At 59.4% G+C, this 13,290-nt stretch carries 15 protein-coding genes and 1 pseudogene; 3 read left to right on the top strand and 13 right to left on the bottom strand.

Going from position 1 to position 13,290, the window contains the following annotated elements; genetic code table 11:
• The 3 genes from KDD17_RS15390 to dapD all read right to left on the bottom strand — a co-directional run bounded on the left by KDD17_RS15390 (window position 1) and on the right by dapD (window position 1,572).
• Window positions 1-339 (bottom strand): DUF8846 family protein, encoded by a 339-nt coding sequence (locus KDD17_RS15390; protein WP_212704464.1) that lies wholly within the window; start codon window positions 337-339, stop codon window positions 1-3.
• A 38-nt stretch (window positions 340-377) separates the two neighbouring features.
• Entirely contained in the window at window positions 378-629 is a 252-nt protein-coding gene (locus tag KDD17_RS15385) for a GlsB/YeaQ/YmgE family stress response membrane protein (protein ID WP_212704463.1), read from the bottom strand.
• Window positions 630-744: 115 nt separating this feature from the next.
• On the bottom strand, window positions 745-1,572 hold the full coding sequence (gene dapD, locus KDD17_RS15380) for a 2,3,4,5-tetrahydropyridine-2,6-dicarboxylate N-succinyltransferase (RefSeq protein WP_212704462.1): 828 nt from the start codon (window positions 1,570-1,572) through the stop codon (window positions 745-747).
• A 168-nt stretch (window positions 1,573-1,740) separates the two neighbouring features.
• Here dapD and KDD17_RS15375 point away from each other — a divergent pair, with 168 nt between their 5' ends.
• Window positions 1,741-2,580: an LOG family protein gene (locus tag KDD17_RS15375; protein WP_212704461.1), complete on the top strand. Its 840-nt coding sequence runs from the start codon at window positions 1,741-1,743 to the stop codon at window positions 2,578-2,580.
• Window positions 2,581-2,584: 4 nt separating this feature from the next.
• On the opposite strand, the gene KDD17_RS15370 is transcribed toward KDD17_RS15375, so the two are convergent.
• From KDD17_RS15370 to KDD17_RS15350, 5 genes and pseudogenes are all read right to left on the bottom strand, one after another.
• Window positions 2,585-2,800 (bottom strand): hypothetical protein, encoded by a 216-nt coding sequence (locus KDD17_RS15370; protein WP_212704460.1) that lies wholly within the window; start codon window positions 2,798-2,800, stop codon window positions 2,585-2,587.
• A gap of 167 nt (window positions 2,801-2,967) precedes the next feature.
• Window positions 2,968-4,199: pseudogene (locus KDD17_RS15365) on the bottom strand (TrkH family potassium uptake protein).
• A 113-nt stretch (window positions 4,200-4,312) separates the two neighbouring features.
• Window positions 4,313-4,972 carry a potassium channel family protein gene (locus KDD17_RS15360; protein WP_212704459.1) on the bottom strand — a complete coding sequence of 220 codons (660 nt, stop codon included), beginning with the start codon at window positions 4,970-4,972 and terminating at the stop codon, window positions 4,313-4,315.
• 54 nt (window positions 4,973-5,026) lie between these two features.
• A complete protein-coding gene (gene rlmN, locus KDD17_RS15355; RefSeq protein ID WP_212704458.1) occupies window positions 5,027-6,208 on the bottom strand; it encodes a dual-specificity RNA methyltransferase RlmN in 1,182 nt (393 codons plus the stop codon).
• 109 nt (window positions 6,209-6,317) lie between these two features.
• On the bottom strand, window positions 6,318-6,848 hold the full coding sequence (locus KDD17_RS15350) for an invasion associated locus B family protein (RefSeq protein WP_212704457.1): 531 nt from the start codon (window positions 6,846-6,848) through the stop codon (window positions 6,318-6,320).
• 196 nt (window positions 6,849-7,044) lie between these two features.
• Here KDD17_RS15350 and KDD17_RS15345 point away from each other — a divergent pair, with 196 nt between their 5' ends.
• Complete coding sequence (locus KDD17_RS15345) at window positions 7,045-8,025, top strand: asparaginase (RefSeq protein WP_212704456.1); 981 nt, start codon at window positions 7,045-7,047, stop codon at window positions 8,023-8,025.
• A gap of 3 nt (window positions 8,026-8,028) precedes the next feature.
• Here the strand turns inward: KDD17_RS15345 and serB are convergent, their stop codons facing one another.
• Window positions 8,029-8,907, bottom strand: a complete 879-nt coding sequence (serB, locus tag KDD17_RS15340; RefSeq protein ID WP_212704455.1) for a phosphoserine phosphatase SerB — start codon at window positions 8,905-8,907, stop codon at window positions 8,029-8,031.
• A gap of 165 nt (window positions 8,908-9,072) precedes the next feature.
• The gene (locus KDD17_RS15335) at window positions 9,073-10,074 is read right to left on the bottom strand and encodes a tyrosine-type recombinase/integrase (protein WP_212704454.1); all 1,002 of its coding nucleotides are present in this window, start codon (window positions 10,072-10,074) and stop codon (window positions 9,073-9,075) included.
• Window positions 10,075-10,596: 522 nt separating this feature from the next.
• On the opposite strand from KDD17_RS15335, the gene KDD17_RS15330 reads away from it, so the two are divergent.
• Window positions 10,597-11,241: a helix-turn-helix domain-containing protein gene (locus KDD17_RS15330; protein ID WP_212704453.1), complete on the top strand. Its 645-nt coding sequence runs from the start codon at window positions 10,597-10,599 to the stop codon at window positions 11,239-11,241.
• Window positions 11,242-11,282: 41 nt separating this feature from the next.
• On the opposite strand, the gene KDD17_RS15325 is transcribed toward KDD17_RS15330, so the two are convergent.
• From KDD17_RS15325 to KDD17_RS15315, 3 genes are read right to left on the bottom strand one after another with little or no spacing between them, the layout of a single operon-like run.
• Complete coding sequence (locus tag KDD17_RS15325; RefSeq protein WP_212704452.1) at window positions 11,283-11,834, bottom strand: methyltransferase family protein; 552 nt, start codon at window positions 11,832-11,834, stop codon at window positions 11,283-11,285.
• On the bottom strand, window positions 11,831-12,466 hold the full coding sequence (locus KDD17_RS15320) for a cation efflux transmembrane domain-containing protein (RefSeq protein WP_212706268.1): 636 nt from the start codon (window positions 12,464-12,466) through the stop codon (window positions 11,831-11,833). The genes KDD17_RS15325 and KDD17_RS15320 overlap by 4 nt, the downstream gene beginning before the upstream one ends.
• Window positions 12,466-13,236, bottom strand: coding sequence for a transglutaminase-like domain-containing protein (locus tag KDD17_RS15315; protein WP_212704451.1), 771 nt, complete (start codon window positions 13,234-13,236; stop codon window positions 12,466-12,468). The genes KDD17_RS15320 and KDD17_RS15315 overlap by 1 nt, the downstream gene beginning before the upstream one ends.
• Between the last annotated feature and the right edge of the window lie 54 nt (window positions 13,237-13,290).

Raw genomic sequence — 13,290 nt, 5'->3', positions numbered from 1 at the left:
TCAATTATCAAAGAATGGCGTCATCTGCGCGACGATCACACTGTTCTCATCCAAGGCGCGCTGCATCAGGTCACGTTCTTCGGCATCAATCTCCTGACCGTCGGCCTCCCGCTCCGCCAAGGTGCCGTAGCCCGTCACGTCCAAAGGCGCGGTGTCCGCTTGTTTGAGCAACGCGACCGTCTCGCGCACCGCCTCCGCCTCATCCACGCCGGACGCAAAGCACATCAGTGCGGCACCAGTCGCGGCTTCAGGCAAACCGTCACCCTGCTTGCGCCCAATCTGGACGAGCAGGGTGTACACTTGCTGCCGGTTCGGTTTTTTCGGTTTTGTCTCTGCCATCGCAAAGGCGTAGCCCGCCCACGCAATATTGAAAAGCCCTAGCGGTTCCGGATCATGCTGCCCGCCGCGATCAGCAGACAGGCGCCGACCGTGCCGACAAACAGTTGCCCGATCCAGCCCCCCAAGGTGGAGCCGAAAATCGTGACAAGGATCCAATTGAATACAATCGCCCCGAAGATGCCGAGAATGATGTTCATGATCAGGCTATGATCCGTTTTCATGATCTTTTCGGCAATCCATCCCGCCAACGCACCGACGATTATCGCCGCAAACCAACCAAGTCCCGTCATTGTATTCTCCTATCCAACGCTGGCCTAACCACCGGCGGGCGCAACGGTTCCGCACAAATGCAAACCCCGCCGCAAAGCGCGACGGGGCAAGCATTGGAAAGCGTGGATTGCGCGATCAGTCCCGCAGCAGCTCGTTGATCGAGGTTTTGGAGCGGGTGCGCTCGTCCACGCGTTTCACGATGACCGCACAATACAGGTTGATCCCGTTTTTCGACGGCATCGAGCCTGCGACAACGACCGATCCGCTGGGGACTTCGCCGTACATGACTTCGCCGGTTTCGCGGTCCACGATCTTGGTCGATTGGCCAATGAATACGCCCATCCCCAGAACGGAGCCTTCGCGCACGATGCAGCCCTCAACCACCTCAGAGCGCGCCCCGATAAAGCAGTTGTCCTCGATGATCGTCGGCCCGGCCTGCATCGGCTCCAGAACGCCACCGATACCCACACCGCCCGACAGGTGCACGTTCTTGCCGATCTGCGCGCAGGAGCCCACTGTGGCCCATGTATCCACCATCGTGCCCTCATCGACGTAAGCGCCGAGGTTCACGAACGAGGGCATCAGCACGACGCCCGGCGCGATGAACGCGGATTTGCGTACAACGCAGTTTGGCACGGCACGGAAGCCCGCAGTTTTCCACGCGGCGTCGTCCCAGCCCATGAATTTGCTGTCGACCTTGTCCCACCAGCCGCCGCCCTGCGGGCCGCCGGATTGCTGCTCCATATCCTTGATGCGGAACCCAAGCAGCACGGCCTTTTTGGCCCACTGGTTCACGTGCCAGTCGCCGTTTTCCTGACGCTCCGCCACGCGCAGCTTACCGCTGTCGAGCGCGTTCAGCGTCGCCTCGATGGCCTCACGGGTCTCACCGGTCGTTGCGGGCGTGATGCTGTCGCGGTTTTCCCACGCGGCTTCGATGGCGGTTTCAAGCTGGGCATTGGACATCCAAGGTCTCCCTGATGGCGGATTATGTTTGCCTGCCTATACGCTGATGGGGCAGGGCGCGCAATCTGGCAGCGCCCCAGAGGGTGTTCAGGGCGGCGAGAACGCCGTGGCAAACCGAAGCAATCCCGTGCATGTTGCACGAGACCGCAAATCCAAGCCGGAGAGACCATGGCCCCGAAACAACATCCCCTGCGCGACGCCCATACCGACCGCACTGCCGCAGATGACGCGCCGGTTACCGCACAGACCGAAGCTCCGGCCTACAAGCTTGCCTTTGCAGACAAAGATTTCATGTGCCGCGATGAGCTGCGCCCGGTGCGGCTGCAGCTGGAGCTGCTCAAGCCCGAGATGTTGCTGGATGAATACGGCGTGCAGTCGACCATCGTTTTGTTCGGGGGCGCGCGCATTCCCGAACCGGCAAAAAAAGAGACGGCGCGCACCGAAACTTTGGCGGAGCTGTCGAAATTCTACGACGAGGCCCGCGAATTCGCGCGCCTGATGACGCTGAAATCAAACGAAAGCGGCGGGCGTGAGGATGTCGTTGTCACCGGCGGTGGTCCCGGCGTGATGGAGGCGGGCAACCGCGGCGCCGTCGACGCGGGCGGCGTGTCGATCGGGCTGAATATCGTCTTGCCGTTCGAACAGGCGCCGAATGAATACGTGACGCCGGATCTGTGTTTCAACTTTCACTACTTCGCGATCCGGAAAATGCATTTCCTGATGCGGGCGAAAGCGATCTGTGTCTTTCCCGGTGGCTTTGGCACCATGGACGAGCTTTTTGAGGCGCTGACCCTCATTCAGACAGGGCGCATGGCGCGCGTGCCCTTCTTGTTGTTCGGCCGTGCGTTCTGGGAACGCATCATCAACTGGGAGGCACTGGCCGAGGCCGGCACAATCTCTGCCGATGATCTGGACCTATTCCGCTTTGTCGAAACCGCCCAGGAGGCGGTCGAGATCATAGAGGCTTGGGGCGATAAGCCCGCGCGCTCCGAAATCCCGGGACGGTAGCGGATCAGGCGAACAGCTCGTTCGGCAGAACGCACAGCGCGACACGATGGGGCAGTGTTTCAAGCACATGCTCGCCTGCATCCGTATCGCGAATGGAATAGCCGTAGCCTGCAAGACGGTGCTTCCATTCACGTGTGGACAGGGCGACCTGCCGCTCGCGGGTGACGATCTGCATGATCTCTTCGGTGACGAAAGCGTCCTGGTTCGTGATGATGGACATTGGGTCTCTCCTGATTGGATCTGATATGGAAACACCCTGAGAGGGCCGCATGGCAGGAATCGGCATGAAATACGGCGGAAGAGTGGTATTTGCCCCCTCAACCATTGATTCATCATAAATTCGGGATCGGAAACACGTACCTTTCCCGACATACGGGAAACAAATCCTTACCCTAGGTAAATCTTGCCCGCCGGGTAATTGATTCGCGTGACGGAGCGGGTCGCAAGGAAAAAGCCGAGCGTCAGCGGGCCCAGCCTGCCCGCAAACATGATGACGATGATCGTCAGACGGCCAAGGGTATCCAGCTCCCCCGTGGCGCCACGGGAAAGCCCGACGGTGCCAAAGGCCGACGCGACCTCGAACAGCAGATCCAGAAAATCGCCGCGCCACGTGAACGACATCACGAACAGGCCGCCCATCACTAGAAACAGGCTCAGCGCCGTGAGGGCCAGCACCTTGGACACCTCGGCAAGGCCCAGACTGCGGCCAAAGATGTGCAGTTTCTCACGCTGTTTGAAAAACGCGACCGTGGCGAGGATCAGAACGATCAGCGTCGTCACCTTGATCCCGCCCGCCGTCGATGACGGCCCGCCCCCACCAGCATCAGCGAAATCGTCATCAACGTGGTGCTGTCGTGCATCGCGGCATAGTCCAGCGTGTTGAACCCCGCGGTGCGCGGTGTCACTGCCTGAAACCAGCTGGCCCAAAGGCGCGCTCCCGTATCCTCAAGCGCGCCCAGCGTGCCGGGATTGGTCCATTCCATCGCCGCGAACATGCCAAAGGCCCAGACGATCAGCGCCAGCGTCCCCGTCAGCATCAGCTTGCTGTGCAACGTCAGGCGGCGCCACGATCGGTTGCGGTTCAGATCCGCCAGAACGACAAAGCCGAGACCACTGATGATGAATAGCGCCGTGATCGTCACATTGACGACCGGATCGGCCACGTACCCGCTCAGGCTGTCAGAAAATAACGAAAAGCCCGCGTTGTTGAACGCCGATATCGCGTGGAACAACGCCTGCCAGAACCCTTCCGACCAGCCGAACTCCGGGACAAACACGGTCATCAGCGCGGCGGTGCCCAGTGCCTCAAACGCAAAGGCCACGGTGATGACGATCCGCACCAGCGCCCCCAGATCGGCAAGTGATGTCTGCCCCAGCTCATCGCTGAGCACCATGCGTTGCGGCATCCCGATGCTCATCCCCAGCATCGACAACAGCAGGGCGGCAAATGTCATCAGGCCAAGCCCGCCCACCTGAATGAGCAGCGCGATGATGATCTGCCCGATCAGCGTGAAATCCGATCCCGTATCGACAACGACCAGCCCCGTGACCGTCACTGCTGAGGCGGAGGTGAACAAGGTATCGCTGAAGGTCACGCCGCCGGTATGGCTGAACGGCATCCGCAGCAGCAACGCCCCCGCCAGAATGAACGTACCGTAGATCAGGGCAAGCACGGCAGGCGGGCTGACCCGCTTGCGCGCCAAAGAGATCTGAAAGGTGCCCCGGCGCGCCATCAGAGACTGCCGGCGAAATCACGCAACCCCTTGCGCCCGCCAAGCAAGAGCAACAGATCATCCTTTTGCAACACGCATCCCGATCCGTCCTGCCCCAGAAACTCGGTTCCGCGCATCACACCGATGCAGCGCAGATCGAAACCGTGGTGCTTGAGCTCGTCGAGCTTGCGGCCCTCCAGCGTTTCGGGGATCCGGAAATTCACCACATGCTGACCGTTGCCCAGACTGACATAGTCGCGCACCAGCGGGTTGTGCAGCACCTGCGCAATATGTTGCCCGACCTCTTTTTCCGGATGGATCACCCTGTCGACGCCCAGCTTTGACAGGATCCGGTGGTGGTTCTTGCTGGCGGCCTTTGCCCAGATCTTTTTGATGCCAAGAGTCTTGAGCGTGATGGTCGCAAGGATACTCGCCTCGATATCGTCGCCAATGGCGATCACGCCGACATCACATATCTCGATGCCAGCCTCACGCAGCGCGACATCCTCGCGCGCGTCAAGGATCAGGGTCCGGTCAAGCTCATCCGCGATGGCGGCGACACTGCGTTCGGACCGGTCGATCCCGGTGACGTGATTGCCGAACCGTGCCAGTTCAAGCGCGACGGTCCCCCCAAAGGTCCCCAGACCGATGACCACGAATGAATGATGTTTGGTTGCCATGGCGCGCGCCTCCGTTCGCCGCAAAGATGGCGCACCCAAGGCAAATGGCAAGGCTCAGCCCCGCGCGACGCCCGCCTCTGCCTCGATCTGGCGGCGCGATTTGCGCGCGCGCTCCGTCTCGGATTTCAACTGGCCGCAGGCGGCCATGATATCCTCGCCGCGCGGTTTGCGCACCGGAGAGGCATAGCCCGCCTTGTGCACGATATCGGCAAACGCCCGGATCCGGTTGTTGGAGGAGCGTTTATAGGGCGCGCCGGGCCACTCGTTGAACGGGATCAGGTTGATCTTGGCCGGGATGCCCTCGATCAGCTTCATCAGGCGGTGCGCGTCCGCGTCGCTGTCGTTCACCCCGTCGAGCATCACGTATTCGAACGTGATCCGCTCTGAATTGCTGACCTTGGGATACTCGCGCAGCGCGTCCAACAGCGCCTCGATGTTCCAGCGCTTGTTGATCGGCACCAGCTTGTCACGCACCTCATCCGTGGTGGCGTGGAAACTAACGGCCAACTGACAACCGATCTCCTGCGCGGTGCGCGCGATTTCCGGCACGACACCCGAGGTGGAAAGCGTGATGCGGCGGCGGCTCAGCTGGATGCCCTCGGGATCCATCGCGATCTTCATCGCGTCGCGCACGTTCTCGAAGTTATACAGCGGCTCGCCCATGCCCATCAGCACGATATTACTGACCAATCGCGCCTCGTAGGTGCGCGTGCCGCTTTGCGGCCATTCATCCAGATCGTCGCGCGCGACCATCACCTGCCCGATGATCTCGGCGGCGGTGAGGTTGCGCACCAGTTTCTGTGTGCCGGTGTGGCAGAACGAACAGGTCAGCGTGCAGCCGACCTGGCTGCTGACGCAGAGCGTGCCGCGATCGGTCTCGGGGATATAGACGACCTCGACCTCGTGACCGCCCGCGATGCGCACGAGGTATTTGCGTGTGCCATCCTCGCTGATCTGACGGGTGACGACTTCGGGCACCTCGATCACAAAATGCTCCGCCAGCTCGGCGCGGAACGCTTTAGACAGGTTCGTCATCGCATCAAAATCGCGCACGCCCCATTGGTAGATCCAGCTCCAGATCTGGCCCACGCGCATCTTGGCCTGTTTTTCCGGGGTGCCCATCGCGATCAGGGCCGCACGCATCGCGTCGCGGGTCAGCCCGACAAGGTTCTGCGGGCCTTCGGGCAGTTTGCGCGGAATGGTGTGCACATCTTGCGTGATCGGCGCATCGGCCATGGGGTGATTCCTTTGCCTCGGGTTCAGGCGCTATATAGGGGCTGTGCCCGTGAAATGAAAATGGCCCCGCCTTTTGGGCAGGGCCGTATCCGTGCGGGGCGCGCTGGGATCAGCCGCCGCAGCGCTTTGCCGCATCCTCGACCGCGGCGGTAAAGCCGAGCAGCGAAAACGTATCTTCGGTTTTGGTCCCGCGGCCGGACACACCGGTGACCTTGGCATCCGCCCCGCGCTTCATCGCGGCGATCAGCTTGCTGTCGTCAGCGGTGGTTGCTGGCCAGGCCCATTCGCCTTCCGTGAACATGTCAAAGCTTGTGCCGCCGATGTCGACCGTCACGGTCGATCCGCTCGCAAAAGGATAGCCACCGGTGAAGGCAACCTGCCCGTTCGCCCCGGCACTGGGCCGGTAGAACACCATCAAGAGCGTCTGACCACGGTTCACGGCAACAACGCGCCCGTCGCGGGAGTTCACCGATTCCTTCGGCGTCGAAACGCCCCAACATTCGGTCGGGTTGTCCTCGACGAAGACGCTCCAATCGGTTTTGGCCGCGACGCGGTTGGTGCTTTGGTCCTGCGCGGCGAGCGGTGCCGCCAGCAAACCGGCCAAGGCGAGCGCGCTCAAACCTGTCTTCAAAAGTGCCATCTGTGCAATTCTCCAGCCGTTCTCTCAATGCCTCAATGTCCAGACAGCCCCGGCATTGTCCGATTATTCCGGCTCTTTTGCCTGTGTTGGGTTGTCTTTGCGCTGACAACAAGCACCATAACGCGAAGAAGGCGAGCGGTGAAACCCTGATTGGCAGGTTTTTGCCCATCAAAACTGTGACAAAGGACCACCCCGCATGACATCTCCTGCCCCCTTTGCCGAAATCTGGCGCGGCCCTTTTCTGGAAAGCGTACACAGCGGCCATGCGGTCATCTGTGACGGCGCCGGAGAGATCATCGAGGCGTGGGGCGATCCGACAGCCACCGTGCTGCCGCGCTCGTCGTCGAAAATGATCCAGGCGCTGCCCCTGATCCGCTCGGGCGCGGCCAAGGCGCATGGCCTGGGGACGGAGCATCTGGCGCTTGCCTGTGCGTCGCACAACGGGGCCGCGATTCATATCGACCGGGTGGGCGTGTGGATGGATCAACTGGGCCTGAACGACGACGCTTTTCGCTGCGGGCCGCAGCAATCGCGCGACAAGGATATCCGCGAGGCCCAGATCCGCGCGCACGAAACGCCCTGCCAGATCCACAACAACTGCTCGGGCAAGCACGCGGGCTTTCTGACACTCGCGCAGCACCTTGGCGCGGGGCCCGAATACGTCGACCCCGACCATCCCGTGCAGCGCGCCTGCCTTGACGCATTCGAGGATCTGACAGGAGAGACCAGCCCGGGCTACGGCATCGACGGCTGCTCTGCGCCCAACCCCGCCGCCAGCCTGCACGGTGTGGCCCGTGCCATGGCCCGTTTCGCCACAGCACCCGAAGGCAGCGCAGAAGCGCAGCTGCACGAGGCCATGCGCCTGCATCCCGAGCTGGTCGCCGGAGAGGGCCGCGCCTGCACCGAATTGATGCGCGCCACGGGCGGCAAGGTGGCGCTCAAAACCGGGGCCGAAGGGTTCTTTATCGCGATCTGGCCCGAACGGGGCATTGGCATCGCGCTAAAAGCCGCCTGCGGTACAACCCGCGCGGCGGAGGCGGCGATTACCGCGCTGCTGGTGCGCCTCGGCGCGCTGGAAGCGGAGCATCCCGCAACCCTCAAACGTATCAACGCGCCGATCACCAATTGGCGGGGCATCCAGACCGGTGTTCTGAAACCTGCCGCCGGGCTTCTCTAGCGCCTAGGGCGTGACGAACTCCGATCGCGCGATGCCCTGCGCAAACAAGAGGGCGGTAAGATCGCCGTGATTGATCCGCACGTCGCATTGCGCGGCGACGCTTGGCTTCGCGTGCAGCGCCACACCCAGACCCGCGCGCCCCAACATGCCCAGATCATTGGCCCCGTCGCCAACGGCGATCACGTCCTGTTCTGACAGGCCAAGTCGGGCGGTAATTTCTTCCAGCGCGTCGACCTTGGCCTGTTTGCCGAGGATCGGCAGCCCGACTTCGCCGGTCAGCGCGCCTCCCTCCGCCAGAAGCGTATTGGCGCGATTTTCGTCAAAGCCCAGCTGCGCCGCGACCCGCGCGGTGAAGGCGGTGAAGCCCCCTGACACCAGGGCCGCATGCCCGCCGCGCGCCTTCATCGTGGCCAGCAGCGCGGGCCCGCCGGGCATCAGCGTGATCCGCTCTGCCAGCACCTTGTCGATGACGCTCTCGGGTAGGCCCTTCAGCAGGCCAACCCGCTCACGTAGCGCCGCCTCGAAATCAAGCTCTCCGTTCATGGCGCGGGCAGTTATGTCCTTTACACGCGCCCCGACACCGGCCTCATCGGCCAGCTCGTCGATGCATTCCTGCTCGATCATGGTGCTGTCCATATCCGCCAAAAGCATCCGCTTTTCGCGCCCATCGGTCGGTACAATCACCAGATCAACGCCCATCGCCTGACAACTCTGCCAAACCTCTTCGCGGTTGGCGGGGATTTGCGGCAATGTAAATTCTGCCGCTTCATCGGGGCTGAGCCAGACTGCGTCACCCCCGCCCCAGGCATTGCGCAGCGATTCCACCAGCGCCGGGTCGAGGGTGCGGGATGCAGGAGCGCTCAAAAGGACAGCTGTATACATGGCAAAAGTTTCCGATCCGCGTCAGGGGAAGTCGCAAAAGCGTGGTCAAGCGGCGGTTTAGCCCCGAAAATCGACTTGTACCAGCCTGCAATGCCCCGTAACTCCGGCGGTGGGACACCCTTCCCCAACGAAGGGTCGTGTTCATCGCTTCTTTCCCTATTTAATTCAGTTACTTACGGCTTTATTGTTTTCGTCTTGTGTCAGATTTGTGCCAAATAGCACGTCAGTGACGGTCGGATCATCCATCGCATGGGCATAGTATTTCATCACCGTGGCCACGTCTTTCCAGCCTCCGCGGACTGCAACAGTCTTAGGATCTACTCCTGCTTGCAACATGGATGTCGCAAAGCCGTGGCGGCAGCAGTGTGGTGACAGTTTTTCGATGCCTGCGCGTTTGATCACGTTCTTCCAAACCTGTCCTACGCTTTCGCCAGACGCGTAGTTGAAAACCAAGTCGTCCGGGTTCCGGTTTGATGGTATGTTGGCGAGTGAGGCAACTACAGGCGGCGAAAGATGGGCGACGCGCTGGTGCTCAACCTTGGTTTGATTGATCACAGCCGTCTTTTGGAACAATTCGACATCGCCCCATCTCAACGCGCAAGCCTCCCCTCGGCGGGCGCCTGTCCCAAACATGAATAGGCATAAGGCCGCGAGATGGTAGAGTTCATCTTCGACAGCCTGTGCCGCAAACGACTCCACCCATCCGCGAGTAACCGGAGTCTTTCGCTTGGCACTGACTTTGAACCGCTTCACCTTAATAGATGAGCACCACTCCAAGCCAGAAGCATAGTTAATTATTGCTTGTGCAGGTACAATGCCTTGCCGGTTGAGCGTCGCATTGGAAGCCTCTGGATAGAGTTTACGCGCCATTTGACGGATGGCTTCACCAGTGATCTTGGGAACCAACGTGTCTTTCCAATAGTCTTCAATTTCGTCGAGGAATCTAGTGTCGCGTCCAGCTTGGCGGTAAGCAATCGCCGCCTGTGCAAATGTCAGCGTAGCTCCCGGTCCATCGAGATGACTTTGCCACGCCTTGGTTTCGACCTCTGACCTGATCCTTTCCGCGATCCTTTTGTCCGTTGTTTCTGTAGTGCCTCGTAGTCGCCTACCGGCAACTGTCCCTGCATAGTGCCAGATTTTGTTGCGGCGGTAGATTTTGAGCGGCATTCCATCGCCTCCATAAATTCTTCAACATGCCGCTCCAGCATAATCAACCTGCGGCCGAGTCGGCAAAAACACCCCAACTCGCGAACGGTATCCGATACAAAGCGCGGTGAAGCGCCTAGCTCTTTTGCCAGTGCTTTGGGTGTCGTATGCTCCGGAGCCCTGATGGTCATTGGACCTTCCCCAGCAATATCAAATCGTTCTTCGATCGATCCGCATCAGCAGGGCACTCGATCAAGCTAACGATCTGCTTTCGGGTCAACAACATCAGTCGCCCAATCTTGTAAAACTGACCTGTCTTGTGCGCTTTAGAACGGATCAAGCGAGGGGACACATAAACGCCAAAGCCTTGCAATTCCGCGCTCCATGCTTCGGGCGTCTGTCCTTCGGAAAGTAAGTCTGGCATGTCTACCTCGATAAGTCGCAATCTCTTGCAAACCATCCGTCAAGCGGCGTATTGTGTCTATACGTTCTCGTATTTCTCTGCAAAAGCGGATCATATGTTCCGAAAATGAGGTTTTCGATATGGTTGAGTTCAGGTTCGGCTCTAAATCTGAAGAGGAAGAAGCTGCGGCCAAGCTCGAAATGCAGCTCGAATCTGAACGGCAAGACTTCGAAATGCGATACGGGCAACTGGGATCGGTCCATGAAAACCTGCGCCAATTCCGAATTCGGAAAGGCTACAAAAAGCAGGAAATGGCAGCAATCATGGAGATCACGCCGCGTACCTATTACATTTACGAGAAAGGTGAGCGAGCGATCCCATCCACCGCGCTTGTGAAGCTTGCTGCACTAACGCGCTGTGATTTGAACGAAATTTTGATGGGGCGACTTGCGCCTAGCAACGAGCAAACCACCCACAGGGCCGTCGATGACCTCAACACAACCATCGATTACCTGAAGCATATCTATCCCAAAATGGACCTGGCAACGCGGCTCGAAGTTGCTTGTTTCGTGGTAAAAAACGACTGGCAAGGAACCAAAAGAATGCAGCCAAGCAATATCCGCGAAGCCGTTAAGGTGATTACACGATATCGATTCCATCCAGAAGGTCTCCCTGCCCCACCGCATTGGGAAGACTATGGCGAGCACCAAGATCTCTACGAGGAGGCCGACGCGGAATGGAACCGCATTGTTGAAGAAGATTTTGGACCGCTGCCCGACAACTAAATTGTGCTGAGCCGCTCTAGTTCCTTTGTCCACCTAGAGGCCTACAAGAACCGCCTGACCTTTGCCTTATAGTCCTCAAACGCTGAGCCATATTGTTCTTTAAGCCATGGTTCTTCCGCGAATGGTGCCGTTATGAGCACGATAATCCCAGCCAAGCCGACAAGCGCAGCGTCTGCCGATGCAGAAAGGATGATCCAGCCGATAATCATTGCTATATCGGCCACGTATTGCGGATTGCGGGAATAGCGATACATGCCGCTTGTTCGAAGCGTTCCTTTTGCACCGCCAGTCTGGGCAACACCAAACTTTGCGGCTTCTGACCAGACAACCACGTTTCCCGCGATAATCAGGGGAACGCCCATGCCAAACCGCAACCAAGTTGGGATTGCCAGGCTTCCCCATTCTACGACGCCGAGGACGATCAGGATCCCAGAGAGGGTGAATGTCGGAACCCAAACCAGGATAGGAGTGACCATTGTATAGCGCTTTGGCGGCCAAAGGCGGCGGGCAGGATATGCGATAGACCAAAGCATAGCGGCAAACGTAGCTGCTGCGATCATAAGGCCGGTGAAGACTAAGACATTCGGCATCATACGGCCTCATGTTCATGCTGGGTCATTTCGAGTCGCTCTGCCAAGGCTTGGCGAACGATTTGGAAGGCCGATGACAGGAACAACCCTGCCATGATCGTCGCCACAATCAGATCAGGCCAACCCGTCGCCGTGCCCCATACTCCAACGGCCGCAAACATAACGGCCACGTTCCCAATGGCGTCATTGCGCGAACACAGCCAGACCGACCGGACATTGGCATCGCCGTCCTTGTAGCGGACCAGCAGCATGACGCTCGCCAGATTGGTGAGCAGTGCAAGAAAACCGACAATGCCCATGATCTCAGCCGTGGGAACGCCTGCATAGAAGACGCGGTAGACTGTTGATCCGAACACCCAAAGGCCCATCAACAGAAGGCTGACGCCTTTGAACAGCGCCGCATTCGTACGTGCGCGGAGCGATGCCCCGATGACCGCAAGAGAAATAGCGTAGGTCAGCGCATCGCCTGCAAAGTCGAGGGCGTCGGCTTGTAGCGCCTGAGACTTGGCCAGATGACCTGCTGTCATCTCGACAAAGAACATTGCCGCATTGAGGGCAATGACGATCCACAGCCGTCTTTTGTAGTCATCTGAAACGCCGTCAAACTTAGCGTCATGTCCGCAGCAACCTGCCATCACTCGGCCTCCTTTTGCATCGAAATGGATTTGGCAGGCACAAGGTTGTTTTCCCCACCAGGTATCGTCGGGACACGTCCCGCACGCAGCCGCGCAACCCGCCTGTTCATCCAATGTCGAATGATCAGTCGATAGACCAGCCCGCGAAATCTGGTGAGTTGCCGATGGTCTGCGTAGAACGCATCTGGGCTATCAAAGACCCCGAAATCCCGATTGATCCCAGTCTTTTGGATGTAGGTGCTCTTGCCGCTCCAAGCGACGTTCGGCGCTTGGAGGCAATCGGTGCCTGCCCCGTAAGCACAAAGCGAATTGCGATCTGGAAAGGCAGCTTGAAGCGCCGTCAAAACGCCCTGATCCAGAATGAAGCCCTCAAGCTCTAACCATTCTCCTCGATGCTGCACCTCGACCCACGAATGGATGATGTTGCGTGGCGCAAGCGGATAGACCAGCTCTGGCACCACACCACGTTGCAGCCCTTTGTCGATGGTAAAGCCGCGAAACCGACAAGGGATGCCTAAGGCGCGCAGCAGCGCCATCAGCAGCGTTCCCTTGGTGTTGCACTGGCCGTAGCCATCCGCCAACACCTGTGAGGCTGGTAGGGAATCGTCGGAATTGTAGCCGAACAAGACTTCGTTGCGGACAAAGTCATAGGCTGCTCCGATGCGTTCGCTTTCGCTCAACGCTGCCCAACCGCGTTGCGCGATGAGCTCTTGTATTGCCGGGTTCTCGTGGTCGAGGAGCGGCGTTTCAGATAGATAATCGTGGGACATTTGGAACTCTTCTCTTGTCGTCCCAACTCATATACAATCTCTAGTAACTAGAGG

Source organism: Sulfitobacter albidus (assembly GCF_018200035.1).
Classification (GTDB): domain Bacteria; phylum Pseudomonadota; class Alphaproteobacteria; order Rhodobacterales; family Rhodobacteraceae; genus Sulfitobacter; species Sulfitobacter albidus.
The sequence above is the reverse complement of the archived record's forward strand: the minus strand, read 5'-3'. Positions and strand labels throughout refer to the sequence as shown.